Raw genomic sequence first — 19,401 nt, forward strand, 5'->3', positions numbered from 1 at the left:
GCTCAGCCGTGGTGGTGATGGCGGTGTCCATCCCGCCCGGACTCCAGTTCCGACATCACGTACTGGGACATGCCGACGGCCAGTTCCTGGTGGCTGACGAAGACCCGGCCGAGCTTTTCCCGGCGCAGCAGGTCTGCGTCATCCTCACTGTCGGCGCGCAGCACCGTGACGATCTCCGGGTTGAGCTTGCGGGCGATATCCACCATCTTGCGTGCTGCCAGCGGGTCCGGCGAAGTGATGACCAGCATCGCCGCGCGGGTGATGTGGGACTGGACCAGTACGATGGGGTCGGAGGCATCGCCGCTGACGGCCGCCTTGCCGAGTTTGCGCAGGGTTTCCACTACCTCCCGGTTGCTGTCCGCCACCACGCAGGGAACATGGCGCTTCTCGAGTGCCGCGGCGATGTGGCGGCCGACCCGCCCGTAGCCCACCAGCACCACCTGGTTGGAGAGCAGCTTGCGGTCGGTGGTCATCGGCAGCGCGGCCAGCGGGTCGTCCCGCAGGTCGAGCTTGCGCGCCCACGCCGAGCGGGCCCGCGCCCAGGCCTGGGCAGGCTCGATGGCCGCGAAGAGCACCGAATTGAGGGCGATGGAGATCAGCGCGCCGGCGAGGATCAGATTCTGCCCCTCCATCGTCAGCAGGCCCAGGCCCAGCCCGAGGCCCGCCAGGATGAAGGAGAACTCACCGATCTGGGCCAGGCTGGCGCCCACCGTCAGCGCGGTGTTGAGGGGGTAGCGGAAGCTCAGCACCAAGGCGATGGCGGCCAGGGTCTTGCCGAACAGGATGATGAACACCACGCCGAGCACCTTGAAGGGCGCGTCGACAACGACCTGCGGGTCGAAGAGCATGCCCACCGACACGAAGAACAGCACCGAAAAGGCGTCGCGCAGCGGCAGGGAGTCTTCCGCCGCCCGGTGGCTGAACTCGGACTTGCGCATCATCATGCCGGCGAAGAAGGCGCCCAGCGCAAAGGACACATCGAAGAGGATCGCCGACGCGTAGGCCACGCCGACCGCCGCGGCGATCACACAGAGGGTGAACAGCTCCCGCGAGCCGGTACGCGCCACCAGCCACAAGAGACGCGGAAAGGCACGGCCGCCGACGAGCAGCATCAGCGCGATGAAGGCCGATACCTTGGCGAGGGTGATACCGACGGTCAGCACGAGGGTGGACAGGTCGGCCTGGGGGCCGGCGTCCTTGGCGCCGAGAAGCGGCGCCAGCGCCGGCAGCAGCACAAGCACCAGCACCATGGCCAGGTCTTCCACCACCAGCCAGCCGACAGCGATGCGTCCGTTGGTCGAGTCGAGGATGCCCTTCGCCTCTAGGGCGCGTAGCAGCACGACGGTACTCGCCACCGACAGGGCCAGGCCGAACACCACCGATTCTCCCACCGGCCAACCCCACCACAAGGCCATCGCCGCGCCGAGACCCGTGGCCACGGCGATCTGCACGACGGCGCCAGGCACTGCGATCTTGCGCACCGCCAGCAGGTCGTCGAGGGAGAAGTGCAGGCCGACGCCGAACATCAGCAGCATCACGCCGATTTCTGCCAACTGGCCGGCCAGCGGAAGGTCAGCGACGAAGCCGGGTGTGCCGGGGCCGATGGCCACGCCGGCCAGCAGGTAGCCGACCAGCGGCGGCATGCGCAGGCGGGTGGCCACCAGGCCGAGGACCATTGCAAGGCCGAGGCCGGCAGCGATGAGGGCGATCAGGGAAACGTTGTGGGGCATCGGCAGTCAGCAGGGGGCGGATTCAAGGGCACACAGGTTCGACGCCACGTCGGCGTGGCGGTTCGGCGATTCGAAAAATTTATGCTGCGTTGTGTCAGAACGCGCCCATCGCCAGTCCGGCGGCGAAGGCGGCGCCGAGTTCCTCGCCCCTGGCGAGCTCATCGGCGGGTACGTGCTTGTGCGCCAGGATGTCTTCGGGCGTTTGCGCGTGGGTGCACACGATCAGCGGCGGGGCGATGTCGCGCAGGCGCCAGCCGGTGGCGATGCGGGCGATCTGGCGGGCGGCGTTGCTCCCGTCGCTGCCCGCGCATATTACCGCGGCGTAGGGCCGGCCGTTGATGCGATCGAGGGCACCGTAGTAGCTGCGGTCGAAAAAATCCTTCATCAGCCCGGAGATCGCCGCGAGATTCTCCGGCGTCGCGAAGACATAGCCGTCGGCGGCCAGCAGGTCGTCGGGGCCGGCCTCGGGCGCGCGCAGCAGGCGCATGTCGATATCAGGTTCGCTGGCGGCGCCGCGGGCGACGGCGTGGATCATCTGCTCGGTGGCGCCGGTCCATGAGTGATAGACGAGCAGCAGGGTCTTGCGGGCGGTGGCGGTCATCGTCGAAAGGCATCGGGAGGCCCTTCGAGACTAGGTGGGTGCTCCGTATCGGTCAATGCCGCCGGTCAATCTCGCGGGTCAGTCCCACATGGAGCGCATGCGGGCCGCCAGGTCCACTGCTGCCTGGCGGGTTTCGGCCTTGGCCGGCGTATCCGGCGTGGCCTCGGGCCAGGTGCAGGTCTCGAAGCGGTCGAGCAGGCGGTTGGGGATGAAGCGTGTGCGGCTGGCGTACACGTGGCGGTCGCCGGTGGAGGACTGGCCGCTGACGTAGAAGCGCTGCGGCACGTAGAGGTCGAGGTGGTCCTTGGCGCGGGTCATCGCCACGTAGAGCAGGCGCATCTCCTCCTCGATCTCCCGCTCGCTGCCGGTGGCGAGATCGGACGGCAGGCAGCCGTCCACCGCGTTGAGCAGGGACACCGCCGGCCATTCGCGGCCCTTGGCCGAGTGGATGGTCGACAGGATCAGGTAGTCCTCGTCGAGCAGCGGCTTGCCGGACTCGTCGCTGGTGGCGTCGGGTGGGTCGAGGGTCAGCTCGGTGAGGAAGCGCTCCTGGCTCGGGTAGGTGGCGGCGATGCGCGCAAGCTGCTGGATGTCGGCCTGGCGCACGGCGGCGTCCTCGAACAGGCGCTCCATCTGGCCCTCGTACCACAGGGCCAGCTTCTCGACGGGGAGTGGCCAGGCGCCGGCCTCGGCCAGCCCTTCCACCAGCACGGCGAACTCTTGCCAGTGCAGGCGGGCGCTGTCGGGCACCGGCTGTTCGGCGAGCAGCAGGCAACCCGGTGGGGCGGCCTGCAGGTTGTCGAGGATGCGCCCGGCGGACTTGGGGCCGAGGCCGGGCAGCAGCTGGATGGCGCGGAAGCCGGACACCCGGTCGCGCGGGTTCTGCGCCCAGCGCAGGATGGCCAGCACGTCCTTGACGTGGGCGGCCTCGAGGAACTTGAGCCCGCCGAACTTCACGAAGGGGATGTTGCGGCGGGTCAGCTCGATCTCCAGGCGCACGCTGTGGTGAGCGGCGCGGAACAGGACCGCCTGGGCCTTGAGCCGGAGGCCGCCCTCCCGGCGGGCCAGGATGCGCTCGACAACGCCGGCGGCCTGGTCGGCCTCGTCGCGGACGCTGATCAGGCGCGGCTTTTCGGCAGAGGCGCGCTCGCTCCACAGGTCCTTGCAGAAACGCTCTTTGGCCTGGCCGATGACGCCGTTGGCGGCGGCCAGGATGGGCTGCGTGGAGCGGTAGTTGCGGTCCAGCGTAAGCTGGCGGGCCGGCGGATCGAAGTGGCCGGGGAAGTCGAGGATGTTGCGGATCGTCGCGCCGCGGAAGCTGTAGATGGACTGGGCGTCGTCGCCGACTACGGTGAGGCCGCGGCCGTCGGGCTTGAGGGCGAGCAGGATCTCGGCCTGCAGACGGTTGGTGTCCTGGTATTCGTCCACCAGCACGTGGCTGAAGCGTGCTCCCACGTCGGCGGCCAGCTCGGGCACGCCGACCATTTGGGCCCAGTAGAGCAGCAGGTCGTCGTAGTCGAGCACCTGCTGGGCCTGCTTGGCGGCCACGTAGGCGCGGAACAGCGCTTTCAGTTCGGTCGCCCACTCGGCGCACCATGGGAAGGTGGACAGCAGCACGTCGTTCAACGGTGCGCGGGTATTGACCGCCGCCGAGTAGATGGACAGGCAGGTGCCCTTCAGCGGAAAGCGCTTGCCCTTGGCCGACAGGCCCAGCTCGTGGCGGACCAGGTTCATCAGGTCGGCGGAGTCTTCCCGGTCGTGGATCGTGAACGCCGCGTCGAGGCCGATGGCGCCGGCGTATTCGCGCAGCAGCCGCGCGCCGACGCTGTGGAAGGTGCCGGCCCACGGGAAACCGGTGGCGGCCAGCTGGGCATGGCGCGGTGAGACCTTGGCGGCGATGCGTTGCACGCGCCGGGCCAGCTCGTCGGCGGCGCGGCGGGAGAAGGTGAGCAGCAGGATGCGGCTCGGGTCGGCGCCGTGGGCCAGCAGGTGGGCGACCCGGTGGGCGAGGGTGTTGGTCTTGCCCGACCCGGCACCGGCGATGACCAGCAGCGGCCCGTCGCCCTCCGGCGTACCGACGCCGTGGGTGGCGGCCTGGCGCTGGACGTCGTTGAGCGTGGCCAGATAGGCGGGAATAGCGGTGTCGGTAGTGCCGCTCATCGGAAGGCGCTCACTGCAGGGGCCTGGAAGGCCACTCTGGCGGACGAGCGGAGGGGGCGGCAGTGCCTGGCAGTGACGGAGCGAAGGTGCATGATGGTCTCTCTTTGGCTGTAATTGTATACAGCTTTGTGGGTGCTGCAAGCATGGGCGGGCCTGCTACCATCCGGCCCATGAGCCTCTACCAGGATCTTGCCGAACAGACTGCCCGCCTGATTGCCGACGGCGTGCTGCGTCCCGGCGACCGCCTGCCGTCGGTACGCCAGGCCTGCAAAAGCAACGGTATCGCGCCGGTGACGGTGACGCAGGCCTATGCGCTGCTGGAAAGCCGCGGCCTCGTCGAGGCGCGTCCCAAGTCGGGCTATTTCGTGCGGGCGCGCCTGGGCCAGCGCCTGGCCGAGCCGGAGATGACCCACCCGGTCGGCCACTCGACGGCGCTGGAGGTCAGCGACTTCATCTTCCAGATCCTCGATAGCGTCAAGGACCCGGCGGTGGTGCCCCTCGGCTCCAGTTTTCCCAGCCCCTATCTCTATCCCCTCGACAAGCTTGGGCGCTGCCTGGCCGCCGCTGCGCGCCACCTCGATCCGCTGGCTACCGTTACCGATCTGCCGCCGGGCAACGACGAGCTGCGCCGCCAGCTGGCCCTGCGCTACCTGGCCCACGGCGCGTCGGTGGCGCCGCAGGAGATCGTCATCACCTCCGGCGCGATGGAAGGGCTGAACCTGTGCCTGCAGGCGGTGACGCGGCCGGGCGACCTGATCGCCATCGAGTCGCCGACCTTCTACGCCGGGCTGCAGGCCGCCGAGCGGCTGGGCCTGAAGGTCATCGAGATCCCCAGCCACCCGCGTGAGGGCGTCAGCCTGCCGGCGCTGGAGGATGCGCTGCGCCACCATCCGGTGAGGGCCTGCCTGTTCATGCTCAACTACGCCAACCCCACCGGCGCGCGGGTGCCGGACGAGCGGCGGCAGGCGCTGGTGGAGCTGCTCGACCGCCACGACGTGCCGCTGATCGAGGACGACGTGTATGCCGAGCTGCACTTCGGTGCCGAGGCACCGCTGTGCACCAAGGCGGTGGATCCGAATGGGCGCGTCATGCACGTGTCGTCCTTCTCCAAGTGCCTGGCGCCGGGCTACCGCATCGGTTGGGTGGCGGCGGGGCGCTACGCGGCGGCGATCCAGCGCCAGAAGCTGTCCCTGAGCCTGGCGACGACGGTGCCGGTACAGATCGCCCTGGCCGACTACCTGAAGCACGGCGGTTACGAGAAGCACCTGCGCCAGCTACGCGGCACACTGGCGGCCCAGGAGGCGGCGCTGGTGGCCGCCATCGAAACCCACTTCCCTTCGGACACGCGCCTCGCACGGCCCCAGGGGGGCTACTTCCTGTGGCTGGAACTGCCACGCGGCACCGATGCCCTGGAGCTGCACCGCCGGGCGCTGGAGCAGGGCATCAGCATCGCGCCGGGGCCGATCTTCTCGGCCAAGCGGGAGTTCGGCCATTGCATCCGCCTCAACTTCGGCCATCCCCTCGGCGAGCGCGGGCGGGCCGCGGTCGCCACGCTGGGGGCGCTGCTTTAATGGGCTCGGACTGATGGTGGGCTCCTTTTGCGGCTGCTGTTGTAGAGGGCGGTTGTGGGGGAGCTGTTGTGGGGGCGAATTCATTCGCCCTCTGCCGGCTGACCAGGCTCCGCGGGCGAATGAATTCGCCCCCACAGGCCCACCCCCAGTGGGCAGAAAACAATCTGTATCTATAGGAAAAGCGACAGCCTGAATCTGTTTCCATCCGGCCCCGGGTGATTTACTCCCGGTCCAGGAGGAATACCCAGATGAACAAGCCTGTCAGCAAGGTCCGCGAAGCCAAACTGGAGTTGTACCGCAAGAAGGGAAAGATCCACGCCCGCGAGGTGCGCGGCCGATTCAACACGATCCGCTGGGCGATGGTGTGGTTCACCCAGCTGGTTTTCTACGGGGCTTGCTGGCTCCAGTGGGGCGGCCGCCAGGCCGTGCTGTTCGACATTCCCCACGAGAAGTTCTACCTCTTCGGCCTGGTGCTATGGCCGCAGGACGCGCTGCTGCTGGCCATCATGCTGATCCTCGCCGCCACCGGCCTGTTCCTCGTCACCGCGCTGGCGGGGCGGCTGTTCTGCGGCTTCGCCTGTCCGCAGACGGTCTATACGGAAATCTTCATGTGGATCGAGGCCAAGGTCGAGGGCGACCACCTGGCCCGCCTGAAGCTCGACCAGGCTCCGCCGAGCCTCGGCAAGCTGGCCCGGCGCGGCACCAAGTACGCGCTGTGGGCGCTGGTGGCAGCGTGGACGGCGATCAGCTTCGTCGGCTACTTCACGCCGATCCGCGAACTGCTGCCGGCGGTGGCGGGCTGGAACGTCGGCCCGTGGGAAGGCTTCTGGCTGATCTTCTACGGCGTGTTCACCTACGTGCAGGCCGGCTTCGCCCGCGAGGCGGTGTGCCAGCACATGTGCCCGTACTCCCGCTTCCAGGGCGTGATGTTCGACAGCACCACCCGCACCGTCAGCTACGACATGACCCGCGGCGAGCCGCGCAAGGGCGCCGCAGCGTTGAAGACGGCGGGGCAGGGCGCCGGGCAAGGCGCAACGCAAGGCAAGGGCGATTGCATCGACTGCGGCATCTGCGTGCAGGTTTGCCCGACCGGCATCGACATCCGCGATGGCCTGCAATACCAGTGCATCAACTGTGGCCTGTGCGTGGATGCCTGCGACGAGGTGATGGCCAAGGTCGCCAAGCCTGTCGGGCTGATCCGCTTCGCGTCAGAGCAGGAGCTGGCCGGCCGGCCAGCCCGCAGTGGACGGCCGCGGCTGGCGGTGTATGGCGGGCTGATCGGGGTCTTCGTGGCCCTCGGCGCGTGGACCCTCAGCGAGCGTTCGCTGCTGCTGGTGGACGTGCTGCGCGACCGGGGCAGCCTGTCGCGGGAGACCGCCGATGGCCTCATCGAGAACGCCTACACCCTCAAGCTGATGAACCTGGCCGAAGAGGATCGCGACTTTGACGTGGCGGTGAGCGGCCTGCCCGGCATCCAGCTGGTCGGTGCGAGCCACTTCAGCGGCGAGGCCGGCGGCATCCGCGAAGTCCATGTGACCGTTGCCGCGCCGCCCGACGCCGCCAAATCCGGCGCCAGCCCGATCGCCTTCCTGATCAAGGCCCGCCAGGACCCCGACACCCAGGTCAGCGAGAAGAGCACCTTCGTGCTGCCCTGAGTCCTTGTGGAGGGCGATTCCCTGTGGGGGCGAATTCATTCGCCCGCGGAGATTGTTTAACCGGTGGAGGGCGAATGAATTCGCCCCTACGGAGAAAACCGAGACACCATCCATGTATCGCTATAACGAAACCGACCAGCGCCTGGTGGACGACCGGGTCGTCCAGTTCCGCGACCAGATGGCGCGCTTCCTCGACGGGCGCCTGGCGGAGGACGAGTTCCGCCCGCTGCGCCTGCAGAACGGCCTCTACATCCAGCGCCACGCGCCGATGCTGCGGGTCGCCATCCCCTACGGTACGCTGGCGGCCTACCAGCTGCGCAAGCTGGCCGACATCGCGCGCCGCTACGACCGGGGCTACGGCCACTTCACGACGCGCAGCAACATCCAGTTCAACTGGGTGCGCCTGGAGGAAACGCCGGACATCCTGGCCGAACTGGCCGCCGTGCAGATGCATGCGATCCAGACCTCCGGCAACTGCATCCGCAACATCACTACCGACCAGTTTTCCGGTGTGGCCGCCGACGAGCTGTTCGACCCGCGCCCCTACTGCGAGATTGTCCGCCAGTGGTCCACGCTGGCGCCGGAGTTCCTGTTCCTGCCGCGCAAGTTCAAGATCGCCATTGCCGGCGGCGAGGAGGACCGGGCGGCGGTGCGCTTCCACGACATCGGCGCCCGTGCGCGGGTGGCCGAGGACGGGCGGATCGGCTTCCAGGTCTTCGTCGGTGGCGGCCTCGGCCGTACGCCGATGGTCGGCCAGTGCCTCAAGGACTTCCTGCCGCGGGAAGAGCTGCTCAATTACTTCGAGGCCATCCTGCGGGTCTATAACCGCTATGGCCGCCGCGACAACAAGTACAAGGCGCGCATCAAGATCCTCGTCAAGGATCTGACGCTGGACGGCTTCGCGCGGGAGGTGGAGGACGAATGGGCGTGGAGCCGTGGCGGCCCCGGCGTGATCGCCGAGCAGACCTTCGACGACATGGCCGCCTTCTTCACCCGCACAGATCTGCCGCCCGCCGACGCGACGGCCTCGGCCTACGTGGCGGCGCTGGCGAGTAACCGGGCCTTCGCCCGCTGGGTCGAGCGCAACGTGGCGGCGCATCGCGACCCCGGCCGTGCCATCGTTACCCTGTCCCTGAAGAAAGCCGGTTCGCCGCCGGGGGACGCCACCGCCGAGCAGATGGACGGCGTGGCCGAGCTGGCCGAGCGCTTCGGCGCCGGCGAGATCCGCGTCAGCCACGAACAGAACCTGGTGCTGCCCCACGTCGCCCGCTGCGACCTGCCGGCCCTGTGGGAAGGCGCGCGGGCGCTGGGCCTGGCGACGCCCAACATTGGCCTGCTGACCGACGTGGTGTGCTGCCCGGGCGGCGACTTCTGCTCCCTCGCCAACGCCCGCTCGATCCCGGTGGCGGCGGCGGTCCAGCAGCGCTTCGAGGATCTCGACTACCAGTTCGACATCGGGCCGCTGGAACTCAACATGTCCGGCTGTGTGAATGCCTGCGGCCACCACCACATCGGGCACATCGGCATCCTCGGCGTGGACAAGAACAACGAGGAGTATTACCAGGTGACGATTGGTGGTCGGGAAGGCACGCGGGCAGCCATCGGCAAGGTGATCGGCCCGGCCTTTGCGGCCCAGCAGATCCCCTACGTGATCCAGCGCCTGCTGGAGGTGTACCTGGCCCTGCGGCACGAGGGGGAGCTCTTCATCGACGCGGTCGAGCGCCTCGGCCTGGAACCCTTCAAGGCCCGCGTGTATGGAGGTGGAGCATGAGCGCCGCGATCCTCAAGCACGGCGAGATCGTTGCCGACCGCTGGCAGCCCATTGCCGCCGACGCCAGCGCGGCGCACATCGCCGATGCCATCGCCGCGGGCGGGCCGCTGCTGCTGCCCTTGCCCCTGTGGCTGGCCCATCGGGCGGAGCTCGAACCGCAGCGGGCCGGTGTGCTGCTGGTGGCGGAGGACGGGCTCGACGCGGTGCTGCCGCGGCTGGACGACATCCCGCTGATCGCAATCCACTTTCCGGTGTTTACCGACGGGCGCGGCTACTCCCTGGCCCGCCTGCTGCGCAGCCGCCACGGTTATCGCGGCGAGCTGCGGGCGGTCGGCGATGTGCTGCGGGATCAGCTGTACTTCCTGCATCGCTGCGGTTTCGACGCCTTCGCGCTGCGCGCCGACCAGGCGGTGGAAGAGGCGCTGATGGCGTTCGCGGATTATTCGTGGGCACCGCTCGGCGGACGCGGGGAAGGCCACGGCATGAGCCACAATGAGCGCGTTGAGTGAAAACTGAGCCGGGGTGTGGCCCCGGCCACATTGCCGAAGGCCTGCCGATGAATTCTGCCGATCACCTTGTTTCCGACCGCCATGGCCTCTCCGACCACACCAAGGGCTTGCTGGCCGCTTGTGTGGTGGTGTTGTGCTGGTCGGGCTTCAACATCGTGTCCCGCCTCGGCAGCAAGGGCGTGCTGACACCCTTCGACATCGCGGCGATGCGCTTCGGCGTGTCCGGCCTGATCGCGCTGCCTTTCTTCCTGGTCCGCGTCAAGCCGGTCGACTGGCCGCGCTACATGGCGCTGGCCCTGTTCGGCGGACTTGGCTACGGGCTGCTGGTGTACTCCGGTTTCGCCTTTGCGCCGACCGCCCACGCAGGCGTCTTCGTGAACGGCGGCATCCCGTTCTGGACCATCGTCATCGTCGCCGTGCTGGCCGGTTTCCGGCTAGCCCGCCACATCGCGCTGGCGCTGCTGCTGTCGTCCTTCGGGCTGGTGCTGATCGGCTACGACAGCGTGGTGGCCGGCCGCGGCGGCGCCCAGTGGATCGGCGACCTGTTGTTCTTCGCCGCCGCGCTGACCTGGGCCATCTTCGGTTTGCTGATGCGCCGCTGGCAGGTCCGGCCGTGGCTGGCGATCACCGGCGTGGCGAGTTTTTCCTGCGTGGCCTACCTGCCGGTGTACCTGCTGTGGCTGCCGAAGGCGGTGCTGCTGGCGCCGGCCGGGGAGATCGCGCTGCAATGCGTCTATCAGGGCGTCGTCGCGGCGCTGCTGGCGGGCAGCATGTACAGCTACGCCAACCACAAGATCGGCGCCTGCCAGGCGTCGATGATGTTGGCACTGGTGCCGGGCGTGTCGGCGGTGGGGGCTTGGCTGCTCCTCGACGAAGCCATCGGCCTGCGCGTGATCGTCGGCATCCTGGTGGTGTCGGCCGGCGCCGTGCTGTGCGCGCTGCCGCCACGCAAGGGGTGATGATCTGCTCGATGGTTTGTGTCCAATGAACGGTAGCTGATCAACCGTGGGGGCGAATGAATTCGCCCCCACGGGAAATAGCCGGCCACCGACAGGCGTGGCCGAGGCTGCTTCAGGCAGCCATCGTCCTGCCCACGATCTCGCGGATCAGTTCGACCATCGCCTGCTGGGTCAGCGTGGCCGGGCGCAGGGCGCTGACGGCCAGGGACAGGCGGCTGTGCAGCGGCGGAGTGATCGGGTGGGGCACGAGCTGGTCGGCCTTGCCGGAGGTTTGCAGCGCGGTCTTCGACAGGATCGCCACGCCGGCGTCGTCGGCCACCAGGTCGAGGAGGGCGCTGACACCGTCGATCTCGATGGCGATGTTGGGGCGCAGCCCGGCGTCGGCCAGTGCGGCTTCGATGACCATGCGAATCGCGTTGGGGCGGCTGGGGATGATCAGCGGCATCTGGGCCACTTCTTCCAGTGTCACCGGGCGCGGCGGCTGGCCCTTGTCGGGGCGGATCAGGAACAGCTCCTCGTCGAGCAGCGGGCGCGTCTCGATGTCCGGGGACGGCGTCGTGCTGTAAACCAGTGCAACGTCAAGGCGGCCCGAGATCAGGGATTCCTGCATCGTCACCGAGAGGCCCTCGCGGATGCACAGCGACGCTTCCGGAAGGCGTTCGCGGAAGGCACGGGTCAGCGGTACCGTCAGCACACGGGCAAGGCTCGGCGGCAGGCCCACGGCGACGCGGCCGGTGAGGGCGCCGCGCACGCGGCCGAGCTCCTCCCGCGCCCGTTCCACTTGATGGAGGATGCCGCGGGCGTGTTCGAGCAGGACCTTGCCGGCCTCGGTCAGCGTCACGCCGCGGCCGTTGCGTACCAGCATGTTCTGGCGCAGCTCCACCTCCAGCAGGCGGATCTGCCGGCTGAGGGCCGGCTGGGCGATGTCGAGCACGATGGAGGCGCGCGTGAAGCTGCCGAGTTCGGCAACCCGCACGAAGTATTCGAGCTGTTTCAGGTCCATGGACGCAGGCTTTTCGGGACGCGGCGGAAGTGCGGAAAGGTATCACGAACTGTTATAGCTGCTAGAGCATCAGACCGCTATTGCAGGGGCTGGCACAGGCGAAGAATGCTTTGCATGCAAACGCCAATCAAAACCTGTTTCATGCGTGGGGGCACCTCCCGGGGGCCGTTCTTCAACGCTGCGGACCTTCCCGCCGACATCGCCACCCGCGACCGGGTGCTGCTCGCGGTGATGGGTTCCCCCGACCGCCGCCAGATCGACGGCCTCGGCGGCGCCCACCCGCTGACCAGCAAGGTGGGGATCGTCTCGAAGAGCGCGACGCCAGGGGTCGATCTGGACTTCCTGTTCGCCCAGCTCCAGCCCGACAAGGACACCGTGGACACCACCCCCAACTGCGGCAACATGCTCGCCGCGGTGGTGCCCTTCGCGCTGGAAGCCGGCATGGTGCAGGCCCAGGGCGAGACCAGCACCTTCCGCGTGCTGACCCTCAACACCGACATGCAGTGCGACATCACCTTGCGGACGCCGGGCGGCCAGGTGGAATACGCCGGTGACGCGCGCATCGACGGCGTGCCGGGCAGCTCGGCACCGATCACCATCAACTTCCTGGATACCGCCGGTTCGGTGTGCTCCGGCCTGCTGCCCACCGGTCAGGTGAAGGACGTGATCGACGGCATCGAGGTGACCTGCATCGACAACGGCATGCCGCTGGTGATCTTCCGCGCCGCCGACGTGGGCCGGACCGGCTACGAGAGCGTCGCCGAGATGAACGCCGACACCGAGCTGAAGGACCGCATCGAACGCCTGCGCATCGCCTGCGGCCACGCGATGGGCCTCGGCGACGTGAGCGCCAAGAACTATCCCAAGATGACCCTGGTGGCGCCGGCCCGCGACGGCGGCAGCCTGACCACCCGCAGCTTCATTCCCCATGTCTGCCACGACGCCATCGGCGTGCTGGCGGCGGTCACTGTGGCCACCGCCTGCGTGCTGGAGGGCTCGGTCACCACGGGCATCGCCCAGGTGCCGGGCGGCAACGTCAAGGCGGTGTCGGTGGAGCACCCGACCGGCGAGTTCTCGGTGGAGCTGGAGCTCGACCCGGCCAACCCGCAGAACGTCACCCGCGCGGCGCTGCTGCGCACCGCACGCCTGATCATGCGCGGCGAGGTGATGGTGCCGGCCGCCGTGTGGGACGGCCGGCAGGGCTGAGCTGGCACTTCCCGAGCCATCGGGGCTAATCGGCAGGGGCAAATATGTAGGGGCGAATTCATTCGCCCGCGGACTTCGGTAACGGGCTGCGGGCGAATGAATTCGCCCCTACAGGAGCGTCATCGGCGTGCGGGCCCGGCCGCAGCAGAAAACACAAACGTTCCAACAAACCAAAATAGCCGCCACCGGTGGCACCTGGAGGAGAAGTCGAAATGAGCCAGAACCCGAACGTCAATGTGCAGACGTTCCTCAACGAGCACCCGTTTTCCGGCTTCCAGTGGCTGGTCTTCGGTCTGTGTTTCTGCATCGTGCTGCTGGACGGCTTCGACACCGCCGCCATTGGCTACATTGCCCCGTCGCTGATCCAGGAGTGGGGCGTCACCAAGCCGGCGCTGGCGCCGGTGCTCAGCGCGGCGCTGTTTGGGCTGGCAGCGGGCGCCATCTCCGCCGGGCCGCTGGCCGACCGTTTCGGCCGCAAGCGCCTGCTGGTGGTGTCGGTGCTGATCTTCGGCGTGGCCTGCCTGGCCTCGTCCTTCGCCGGTGGCCTCACCGAGCTGTCGGTGCTGCGCTTTGTCACCGGCCTCGGCCTCGGCGCGGCGATGCCCAATGCGGTGACGCTGATGAGCGAATACTGCCCCGACGCGCGCAGGGCGACGCTCACCAACGCGATGTTCTGCGGCTTTCCGCTGGGCGCCTCCCTCGGCGGTTTCCTCGCCGCGTGGATGATCCCCCAGTGGGGCTGGCGCAGCGTGCTGGGCCTCGGCGGCCTGGCGCCGCTGGTGCTGGTCGTGCTGCTGCTGGTGTTCCTGCCGGAGTCCGTGCGCTACATGGTGGCCAAGGGCTTCTCCGTTGAGCGCATTCGTGGCGTCCTGCGCCGTATCTCCAGCGCCGCCGACAAGGCCACCGCTTTCGTGATGACCGAGAAGGCCCACGCTCCGACTGAAGGCAGCGGTATTGGCGTGGTGCTGTCGCGCAGCTACGTGGTCGGTTCGGTGGCGCTGTGGGTCGCGTATTTCATGGGCCTGGTGATCTTCTATGCGCTGATCAACTGGATGCCGGTGCTGTTCAAGGATGGCGGCCTCGATCCCAAGACCGCGACGCTGATCTCGGCGCTGTTCCCCCTCGGTGGCGTCGGCGCGATTTTGTTCGGCTGGCTGATGGACCGCTTCAACGCCAACCGGGTCATTGCGGTGGGCTACTTCCTGACCGCCGCGGCGATCTACGCGATCGGCCACGCGGCCGGCAGCATCGGCCTGCTGGTGGCGGTGGTGTTCGGCGCCGGCGCGATCATGAACACCGCCCAGTCGTCGATGCCGGCCCTCGCGGCGGCCTTCTACCCGACCCGCGGTCGGGCTACCGGCGTGGCCTGGATGCTCGGCATCGGGCGCTTTGGTGGCATCGCAGGCTCCTTCCTGGTGGCCGAGCTGAGCGCGCGGCACCTGGATTTCGGCAGCATCTTCGCGGTGGTCGCAGTGCCCGGCCTGATTGCCGGCGCGGCCCTGCTGGTCAAGGAATTCGTGCATCCGGAGGCGGCCGGCGCCAAGCCCAAGCTGGCCGAGGCGGCGGGCCATTGATTGCGCTCAGTTACAAGATATAGCAAAGCGATATAGCTGCTAGAGCGGTAGACCGCTTATGCGCGGTCTGCAGCCTTGGAACAATGCAGCCATACAAGCAAGAACCCACGAGGAACACACCATGATCATCGACATCCACGGTCACTACACCACCGCCCCGAAGGCCCTCGAAGCGTGGCGCAACCGCCAGATCGCCGGCATCAAGGATCCGTCCGCGATGCCCAAGGTGTCCGAGCTGAAGATCAGCGACGACGAGCTGCGCGAGACCATCGAGACCAACCAGCTGCGCCTGATGAAGGAGCGCGGTTCCGACCTGACGATCTTCTCGCCGCGCGCCAGCTTCATGGCCCACCACATCGGCGACTTCAACATCAGCGCCACCTGGGCGGCCATCTGCAACGAGCTGTGCTACCGCGTCAGCCAGCTGTTCCCGGACAACTTCATCGGCGCCGCCATGCTGCCGCAGAGCCCCGGCGTCGATCCGGCCACCTGCATCCCCGAACTGGTGAAGTGCGTCGAGCAGTACGGCAACGTCGGCATCAACCTCAACCCGGACCCGTCCGGCGGCCACTGGACCAGCCCCCCGCTGCACGACCGCCACTGGTACCCGATCTACGAAAAGATGGTCGAGTACGACATCCCGGCGATGGTGCACGTGTCCACCAGCTGCAACTGCGCCTTCCACACCACCGGCGCCCACTACCTGAACGCCGACACCACGGCCTTCATGCAGTGCCTGACCTCCGACCTGTTCAAGGACTTCCCGACCCTGAAGTTCGTGATCCCCCACGGCGGCGGCGCGGTGCCCTACCACTGGGGTCGTTTCCGTGGCCTGGCCCAGGAGCTGAAGAAGCCGCTGCTGAAGGATCACCTGCTCAACAACATCTTCTTCGACACCTGCGTCTATCACCAGCCGGGCATCGACCTGCTGACCAAGGTGATCCCGGTGGACAACATCCTGTTCGCCTCCGAAATGATCGGCGCCGTGCGCGGCATCGACCCGGAGACCGGACACTACTACGACGACACCAAGCGCTACATCGAGGGCACGCTGAACCTGTCCGCCGAGGACCGTTACAAGGTCTACGAGGGCAACGCCCGCCGCGTTTATCCGCGCCTGGATGCCGCGCTGAAGGCCAAGGGCAAGTGATTCCGTGGGGGCGAATTCATTCGCCCTCCGTGCCAAGAACAACCGCCGCGGGCGAATGAATTCGCCCCCACGAGCAAACCAGGAGATTCCGGAATGACCCTCCCCATGAACACCCTCGGTATCGTCAAGCGCAACATCGACCGCGCCGATCCGGCCGCCGTTGAAAAGCTGTCCTGTTTCGGCGTCGCCACCATCCACGAAGCAATGGGCCGCGTCGGCCTGATGAAGCCGACCATCCGCCCGATCTTCGCCGGTGCCCGCCTGTGCGGCACCGCCGTCACCGTGTTGCTGCAGCCGGGCGACAACTGGATGCTCCACGTGGCCGCCGAGCAGATCAAGCCGGGCGACGTGGTCGTTGCCGGCTGCACCGCCGACAGCACCGACGGCTTCTTCGGCGACCTGCTGGCCACCTCCTACAAGGCCCAGGGCGCCAAGGGCCTGATCATCGACGGCGGCGTGCGCGACGTGAAGGACCTCACCGAGATGAACTTCCCGGTCTTCAGCCGCGCCGTCCACGCCAAGGGCTGCACCCGCGCGACCCTCGGCTCGGTGAATGTGCCGGTGGTGTGCGCCGGCGCGGTGGTCAACCCGGGTGACGTGGTGATCGCCGACGACGACGGCGTGGTGGTGGTGCCCGCCGCCATCGCCCAGCAGGTGGCCGACGCCGCCGAAGCCCGCGAGAACAACGAGACCGCCAAGCGTGCCCGCTTCGCCGCCGGCGAGCTGGGCCTGGACATGTACAGCCTGCGCGAGCCCCTCGCGAAAGCTGGCCTCAAGTACATCGACTGAGCGAGACGACGATGGAATTCACCAAGACTCCCGGCTGGCTCGACTGGTATGCCGGTCCGTCCAAGCCCCGCTTCCAACTGCCGGCCGGCAGCGTGGATGCCCACTGCCACGTTTTCGGGCCGGGGGCAGAGTTTCCCTACGCCCCCGAGCGCAAATACACCCCGTGCGATGCGTCCAAGGCGCAGCTCTTCGCGCTGCGCGACCACCTCGGCTTCGAGCGCAACGTCATCGTGCAGGCCACCTGCCACGGCGCCGACAACCGGGCGCTGGTCGATGCGCTGGTGCACTCCGACGGCAAGGCCCGCGGTGTTGTCACCGTGAAGCGCAGCATCTCCGACCAGGAACTGCAGGACCTCCACGCCGCCGGCGTGCGCGGTGTGCGCTTCAACTTCGTCAAGCGGCTGGTGGATTTCACGCCGAAGGACGAGCTGCTGGAGATCGCCGCCCGCATCGCCCCGCTGGGCTGGCACGTGGTGATCTATTTCGAGGCGGTGGATCTGCCCGAGCTGTGGGACTTCTTCACCGCGCTGCCGACCACTGTGGTCGTCGACCACATGGGCCGCCCGGACGTGACCAAGCCCATCGACGGCCCGGAGTTCGAGCTGTTCCTGAAGTTCATGCGCGAGCACAAGAACGTGTGGTCCAAGGTCAGCTGCCCCGAGCGCCTGTCCGTCAGCGGCCCCAAGGCCCTGGACGGCGAGCAGGCTGCCTACCGGGACGTGGTGCCCTTCGCCCGCCGCGTCGTCGAGGAATTCCCCGACCGCGTGCTGTGGGGCACCGACTGGCCGCACCCCAACCTCAAGGACCACATGCCCGACGACGGCCTGCTGGTGGATTTCATCCCCCACATCGCCCCGACTGCCGAGCTGCAGCAGAAGCTGCTGGTGGATAACCCCAAGCGACTTTACTGGCCCGAAGAAGCATAGTGAGCTAACGGCCGGACCTGCCCCGTAGGGGCGAATTCATTCGCCCCCACAGACAAGGCACCCCCGGCCCCGCAGAGGAGACAACACATGGCACTCGACAAGCCCTACAAGGACATCCCCGGCACGACGATCTTCGATGCCGAGCAGTCCCGTCTCGGCTACCACCTCAACCAGTTCTGCATGTCGCTGATGAAGGCCGCCAACCGCGAGCGCTTCAAGGCCGACGAGCGGGCCTACCTGGACGAGTGGCCGATGACCGAAGACCAGAAGCAGGCCGTGCTGGCCCGTGACCTGAATCGCTGCATCGCGCTCGGCGGCAACATCTACTTTCTCGCCAAGATCGGCGCCACCGACGGCAAGAGCTTCCAGCAGATGGCCGGCAGCATGACCGGCATGAGCGAGGACGAATACCGCGACATGATGATCAAGGGCGGCCGCTCTGCCGAGGGCAACCGCTACATCGGCGAGGACGGCGACGCCCAGCCCCAGCATCAACCGCAAGGCCAGGCTGGCCGCAAGAAGGACTGAGCATGGCCAAGATCACCGCATCCGTTTATACCTCCCACGTGCCGGCCATCGGCGCCGCCATCGACCTGGGCAAGACTACCGACCCGTACTGGGTGCCGCTCTTCAAGGGTTATGAGCCGTCCAAGGAGTGGATGGAGGCCAACAAGCCGGACGTCATCTTCCTGGTCTACAACGACCACGCCACGGCCTTCAGCCTGGAGATGATCCCGACCTTCGCGATCGGCTGTGCCGCCGAGTTCCAGCCTGCCGACGAAGGCTACGGCCCGCGTCCCGTGCCCAAGGTCATCGGCCACCCCGAGCTGGCCTCGCACATCGCCCAGAGCGTGATCCAGGACGACTTCGATCTGACCATCGTCAACAAGATGGACGTGGATCACGGCCTCACCGTGCCCCTCAACCTCTTGTGCGGCAGCCCGCAGGAATGGCCGTGCCCGGTGATCCCCTTCGCGGTCAACGTGGTCCAGTACCCGGTGCCGTCCGGCCGCCGCTGCTACAACCTGGGCAAGGCCATCCGCAAGGCCGTCGAATCCTTCGACAAGCCGCTGAAGGTGCAGATCTGGGGCACCGGCGGCATGAGCCACCAGTTGCAGGGCCCGCGCGCCGGCCTCATCAACCGTGAGTGGGACAACGCCTGGCTCGACAAGCTGATCGCCGATCCCGAAGGTGCTGCCGCGGTGCCGCACATCGACTATGTGCGTGAAGCCGGCTCCGAAGGCATCGAGCTGGTCATGTGGCTGATCGCCCGCGGCGCCATGGACGACGTGGCCGGCGGCCCGGCGCCCAAGGTCGCCCACCGTTTCTATCACGTCCCCGCCTCCAACACCGGCGTGGGCCATCTGATTCTGGAGAACCAATAAATGAGCAAGACGATCAAGGTCGCGCTGGCCGGCGCCGGCGCCTTCGGCATCAAGCATCTGGACGGCATCAAGAACATAGACGGCGTGGAAGTCGTCTCCCTGATCAGCCGTGACCTGGACGCCACCAAGGCGGTCGCCGAGAAGTACGGCATCCCCCACGTCACCACCGAGCTGGACGAAGCCCTGGCGCTGCCCGAAGTAGACGCGGTGATCCTGTGCACCCCGACCCAGATGCACGCCTCCCAGACCCTGGCCTGCCTGAAGGCCGGCAAGCACGTGCAGGTGGAAATCCCCCTGTGCGACGTGCTGAAGGACGGCGAGGAAGTGGTGGCGCTGGCTGAAAAGAGCGGCCTCGTCGCCATGTGCGGCCACACCCGCCGCTTCAACCCCAGCCACCAGTACGTGCACAAGA

Annotated in this window: 17 protein-coding genes; 13 read left to right on the forward strand and 4 right to left on the reverse strand. The window is 67.7% G+C overall.

The genetic code is table 11. The annotated features are described in order from the left end of the window. Nucleotides 1-2: 2 nt before the first annotated feature. From ACE3RX_RS16125 to ACE3RX_RS16135, 3 genes are all read right to left on the reverse strand, one after another. Nucleotides 3-1,730, reverse strand: a complete 1,728-nt coding sequence (locus ACE3RX_RS16125; RefSeq protein WP_374485892.1) for a cation:proton antiporter — start codon at nucleotides 1,728-1,730, stop codon at nucleotides 3-5. 94 nt (nucleotides 1,731-1,824) lie between these two features. After that, on the reverse strand, nucleotides 1,825-2,331 hold the full coding sequence (locus ACE3RX_RS16130; RefSeq protein WP_374485894.1) for a flavodoxin family protein: 507 nt from the start codon (nucleotides 2,329-2,331) through the stop codon (nucleotides 1,825-1,827). Between the two features lie 78 nt (nucleotides 2,332-2,409). Further along, nucleotides 2,410-4,491: an ATP-dependent helicase gene (locus ACE3RX_RS16135; protein ID WP_374485896.1), complete on the reverse strand. Its 2,082-nt coding sequence runs from the start codon at nucleotides 4,489-4,491 to the stop codon at nucleotides 2,410-2,412. 170 nt (nucleotides 4,492-4,661) lie between these two features. On the opposite strand from ACE3RX_RS16135, the gene ACE3RX_RS16140 reads away from it, so the two are divergent. From ACE3RX_RS16140 to ACE3RX_RS16160, 5 genes are all read left to right on the forward strand, one after another. Continuing rightward, nucleotides 4,662-6,062 (forward strand): PLP-dependent aminotransferase family protein, encoded by a 1,401-nt coding sequence (locus ACE3RX_RS16140; protein ID WP_374485898.1) that lies wholly within the window; start codon nucleotides 4,662-4,664, stop codon nucleotides 6,060-6,062. A gap of 248 nt (nucleotides 6,063-6,310) precedes the next feature. Next, nucleotides 6,311-7,717, forward strand: coding sequence for a cytochrome c oxidase accessory protein CcoG (ccoG, locus tag ACE3RX_RS16145; protein WP_374485900.1), 1,407 nt, complete (start codon nucleotides 6,311-6,313; stop codon nucleotides 7,715-7,717). Nucleotides 7,718-7,829: 112 nt separating this feature from the next. Next, on the forward strand, nucleotides 7,830-9,488 hold the full coding sequence (locus tag ACE3RX_RS16150; RefSeq protein ID WP_374485902.1) for a nitrite/sulfite reductase: 1,659 nt from the start codon (nucleotides 7,830-7,832) through the stop codon (nucleotides 9,486-9,488). Continuing rightward, entirely contained in the window at nucleotides 9,485-9,997 is a 513-nt protein-coding gene (locus tag ACE3RX_RS16155) for a DUF934 domain-containing protein (protein ID WP_374485904.1), read from the forward strand. The genes ACE3RX_RS16150 and ACE3RX_RS16155 overlap by 4 nt, the downstream gene beginning before the upstream one ends. Continuing rightward, complete coding sequence (locus ACE3RX_RS16160) at nucleotides 9,994-10,956, forward strand: DMT family transporter (protein WP_374485906.1); 963 nt, start codon at nucleotides 9,994-9,996, stop codon at nucleotides 10,954-10,956. Before ACE3RX_RS16155 ends, ACE3RX_RS16160 begins: the two co-directional genes overlap by 4 nt. A 112-nt stretch (nucleotides 10,957-11,068) precedes the next feature. Here ACE3RX_RS16160 and ACE3RX_RS16165 read toward each other — a convergent pair whose 3' ends face one another. Beyond that, nucleotides 11,069-11,959 (reverse strand): LysR substrate-binding domain-containing protein, encoded by an 891-nt coding sequence (locus tag ACE3RX_RS16165; RefSeq protein ID WP_374485908.1) that lies wholly within the window; start codon nucleotides 11,957-11,959, stop codon nucleotides 11,069-11,071. A 114-nt stretch (nucleotides 11,960-12,073) separates the two neighbouring features. Between ACE3RX_RS16165 and ACE3RX_RS16170 the strand changes: the two genes are divergently transcribed. From ACE3RX_RS16170 to ACE3RX_RS16205, 8 genes are all read left to right on the forward strand, one after another. Then, the gene (locus ACE3RX_RS16170; RefSeq protein WP_374485910.1) at nucleotides 12,074-13,165 is read left to right on the forward strand and encodes a 4-oxalomesaconate tautomerase; all 1,092 of its coding nucleotides are present in this window, start codon (nucleotides 12,074-12,076) and stop codon (nucleotides 13,163-13,165) included. A gap of 212 nt (nucleotides 13,166-13,377) precedes the next feature. After that, entirely contained in the window at nucleotides 13,378-14,739 is a 1,362-nt protein-coding gene (locus tag ACE3RX_RS16175; protein ID WP_374485912.1) for an MFS transporter, read from the forward strand. Between the two features lie 121 nt (nucleotides 14,740-14,860). Beyond that, the gene (locus ACE3RX_RS16180) at nucleotides 14,861-15,889 is read left to right on the forward strand and encodes an amidohydrolase family protein (RefSeq protein WP_374485914.1); all 1,029 of its coding nucleotides are present in this window, start codon (nucleotides 14,861-14,863) and stop codon (nucleotides 15,887-15,889) included. 93 nt (nucleotides 15,890-15,982) lie between these two features. Continuing rightward, complete coding sequence (gene ligK / locus ACE3RX_RS16185) at nucleotides 15,983-16,678, forward strand: 4-carboxy-4-hydroxy-2-oxoadipate aldolase/oxaloacetate decarboxylase (RefSeq protein ID WP_374485916.1); 696 nt, start codon at nucleotides 15,983-15,985, stop codon at nucleotides 16,676-16,678. 11 nt (nucleotides 16,679-16,689) lie between these two features. Then, complete coding sequence (locus ACE3RX_RS16190) at nucleotides 16,690-17,604, forward strand: amidohydrolase family protein (RefSeq protein ID WP_374485918.1); 915 nt, start codon at nucleotides 16,690-16,692, stop codon at nucleotides 17,602-17,604. A gap of 87 nt (nucleotides 17,605-17,691) precedes the next feature. Next, complete coding sequence (ligA, locus tag ACE3RX_RS16195) at nucleotides 17,692-18,132, forward strand: protocatechuate 4,5-dioxygenase subunit alpha (RefSeq protein ID WP_374485920.1); 441 nt, start codon at nucleotides 17,692-17,694, stop codon at nucleotides 18,130-18,132. Between the two features lie 2 nt (nucleotides 18,133-18,134). Continuing rightward, a complete protein-coding gene (locus tag ACE3RX_RS16200; RefSeq protein ID WP_374485922.1) occupies nucleotides 18,135-18,989 on the forward strand; it encodes a class III extradiol dioxygenase subunit beta in 855 nt (284 codons plus the stop codon). Further along, a partial coding sequence (locus ACE3RX_RS16205; protein ID WP_374485924.1) for a Gfo/Idh/MocA family protein occupies nucleotides 18,990-19,401 on the forward strand: 412 nt, incomplete at its 3' end. It lies immediately after the preceding gene.

It is taken from the genome of Zoogloea sp., from assembly GCF_041914405.1.
In the GTDB taxonomy this organism is placed as follows: Bacteria; Pseudomonadota; Gammaproteobacteria; order Burkholderiales; family Rhodocyclaceae; genus Zoogloea.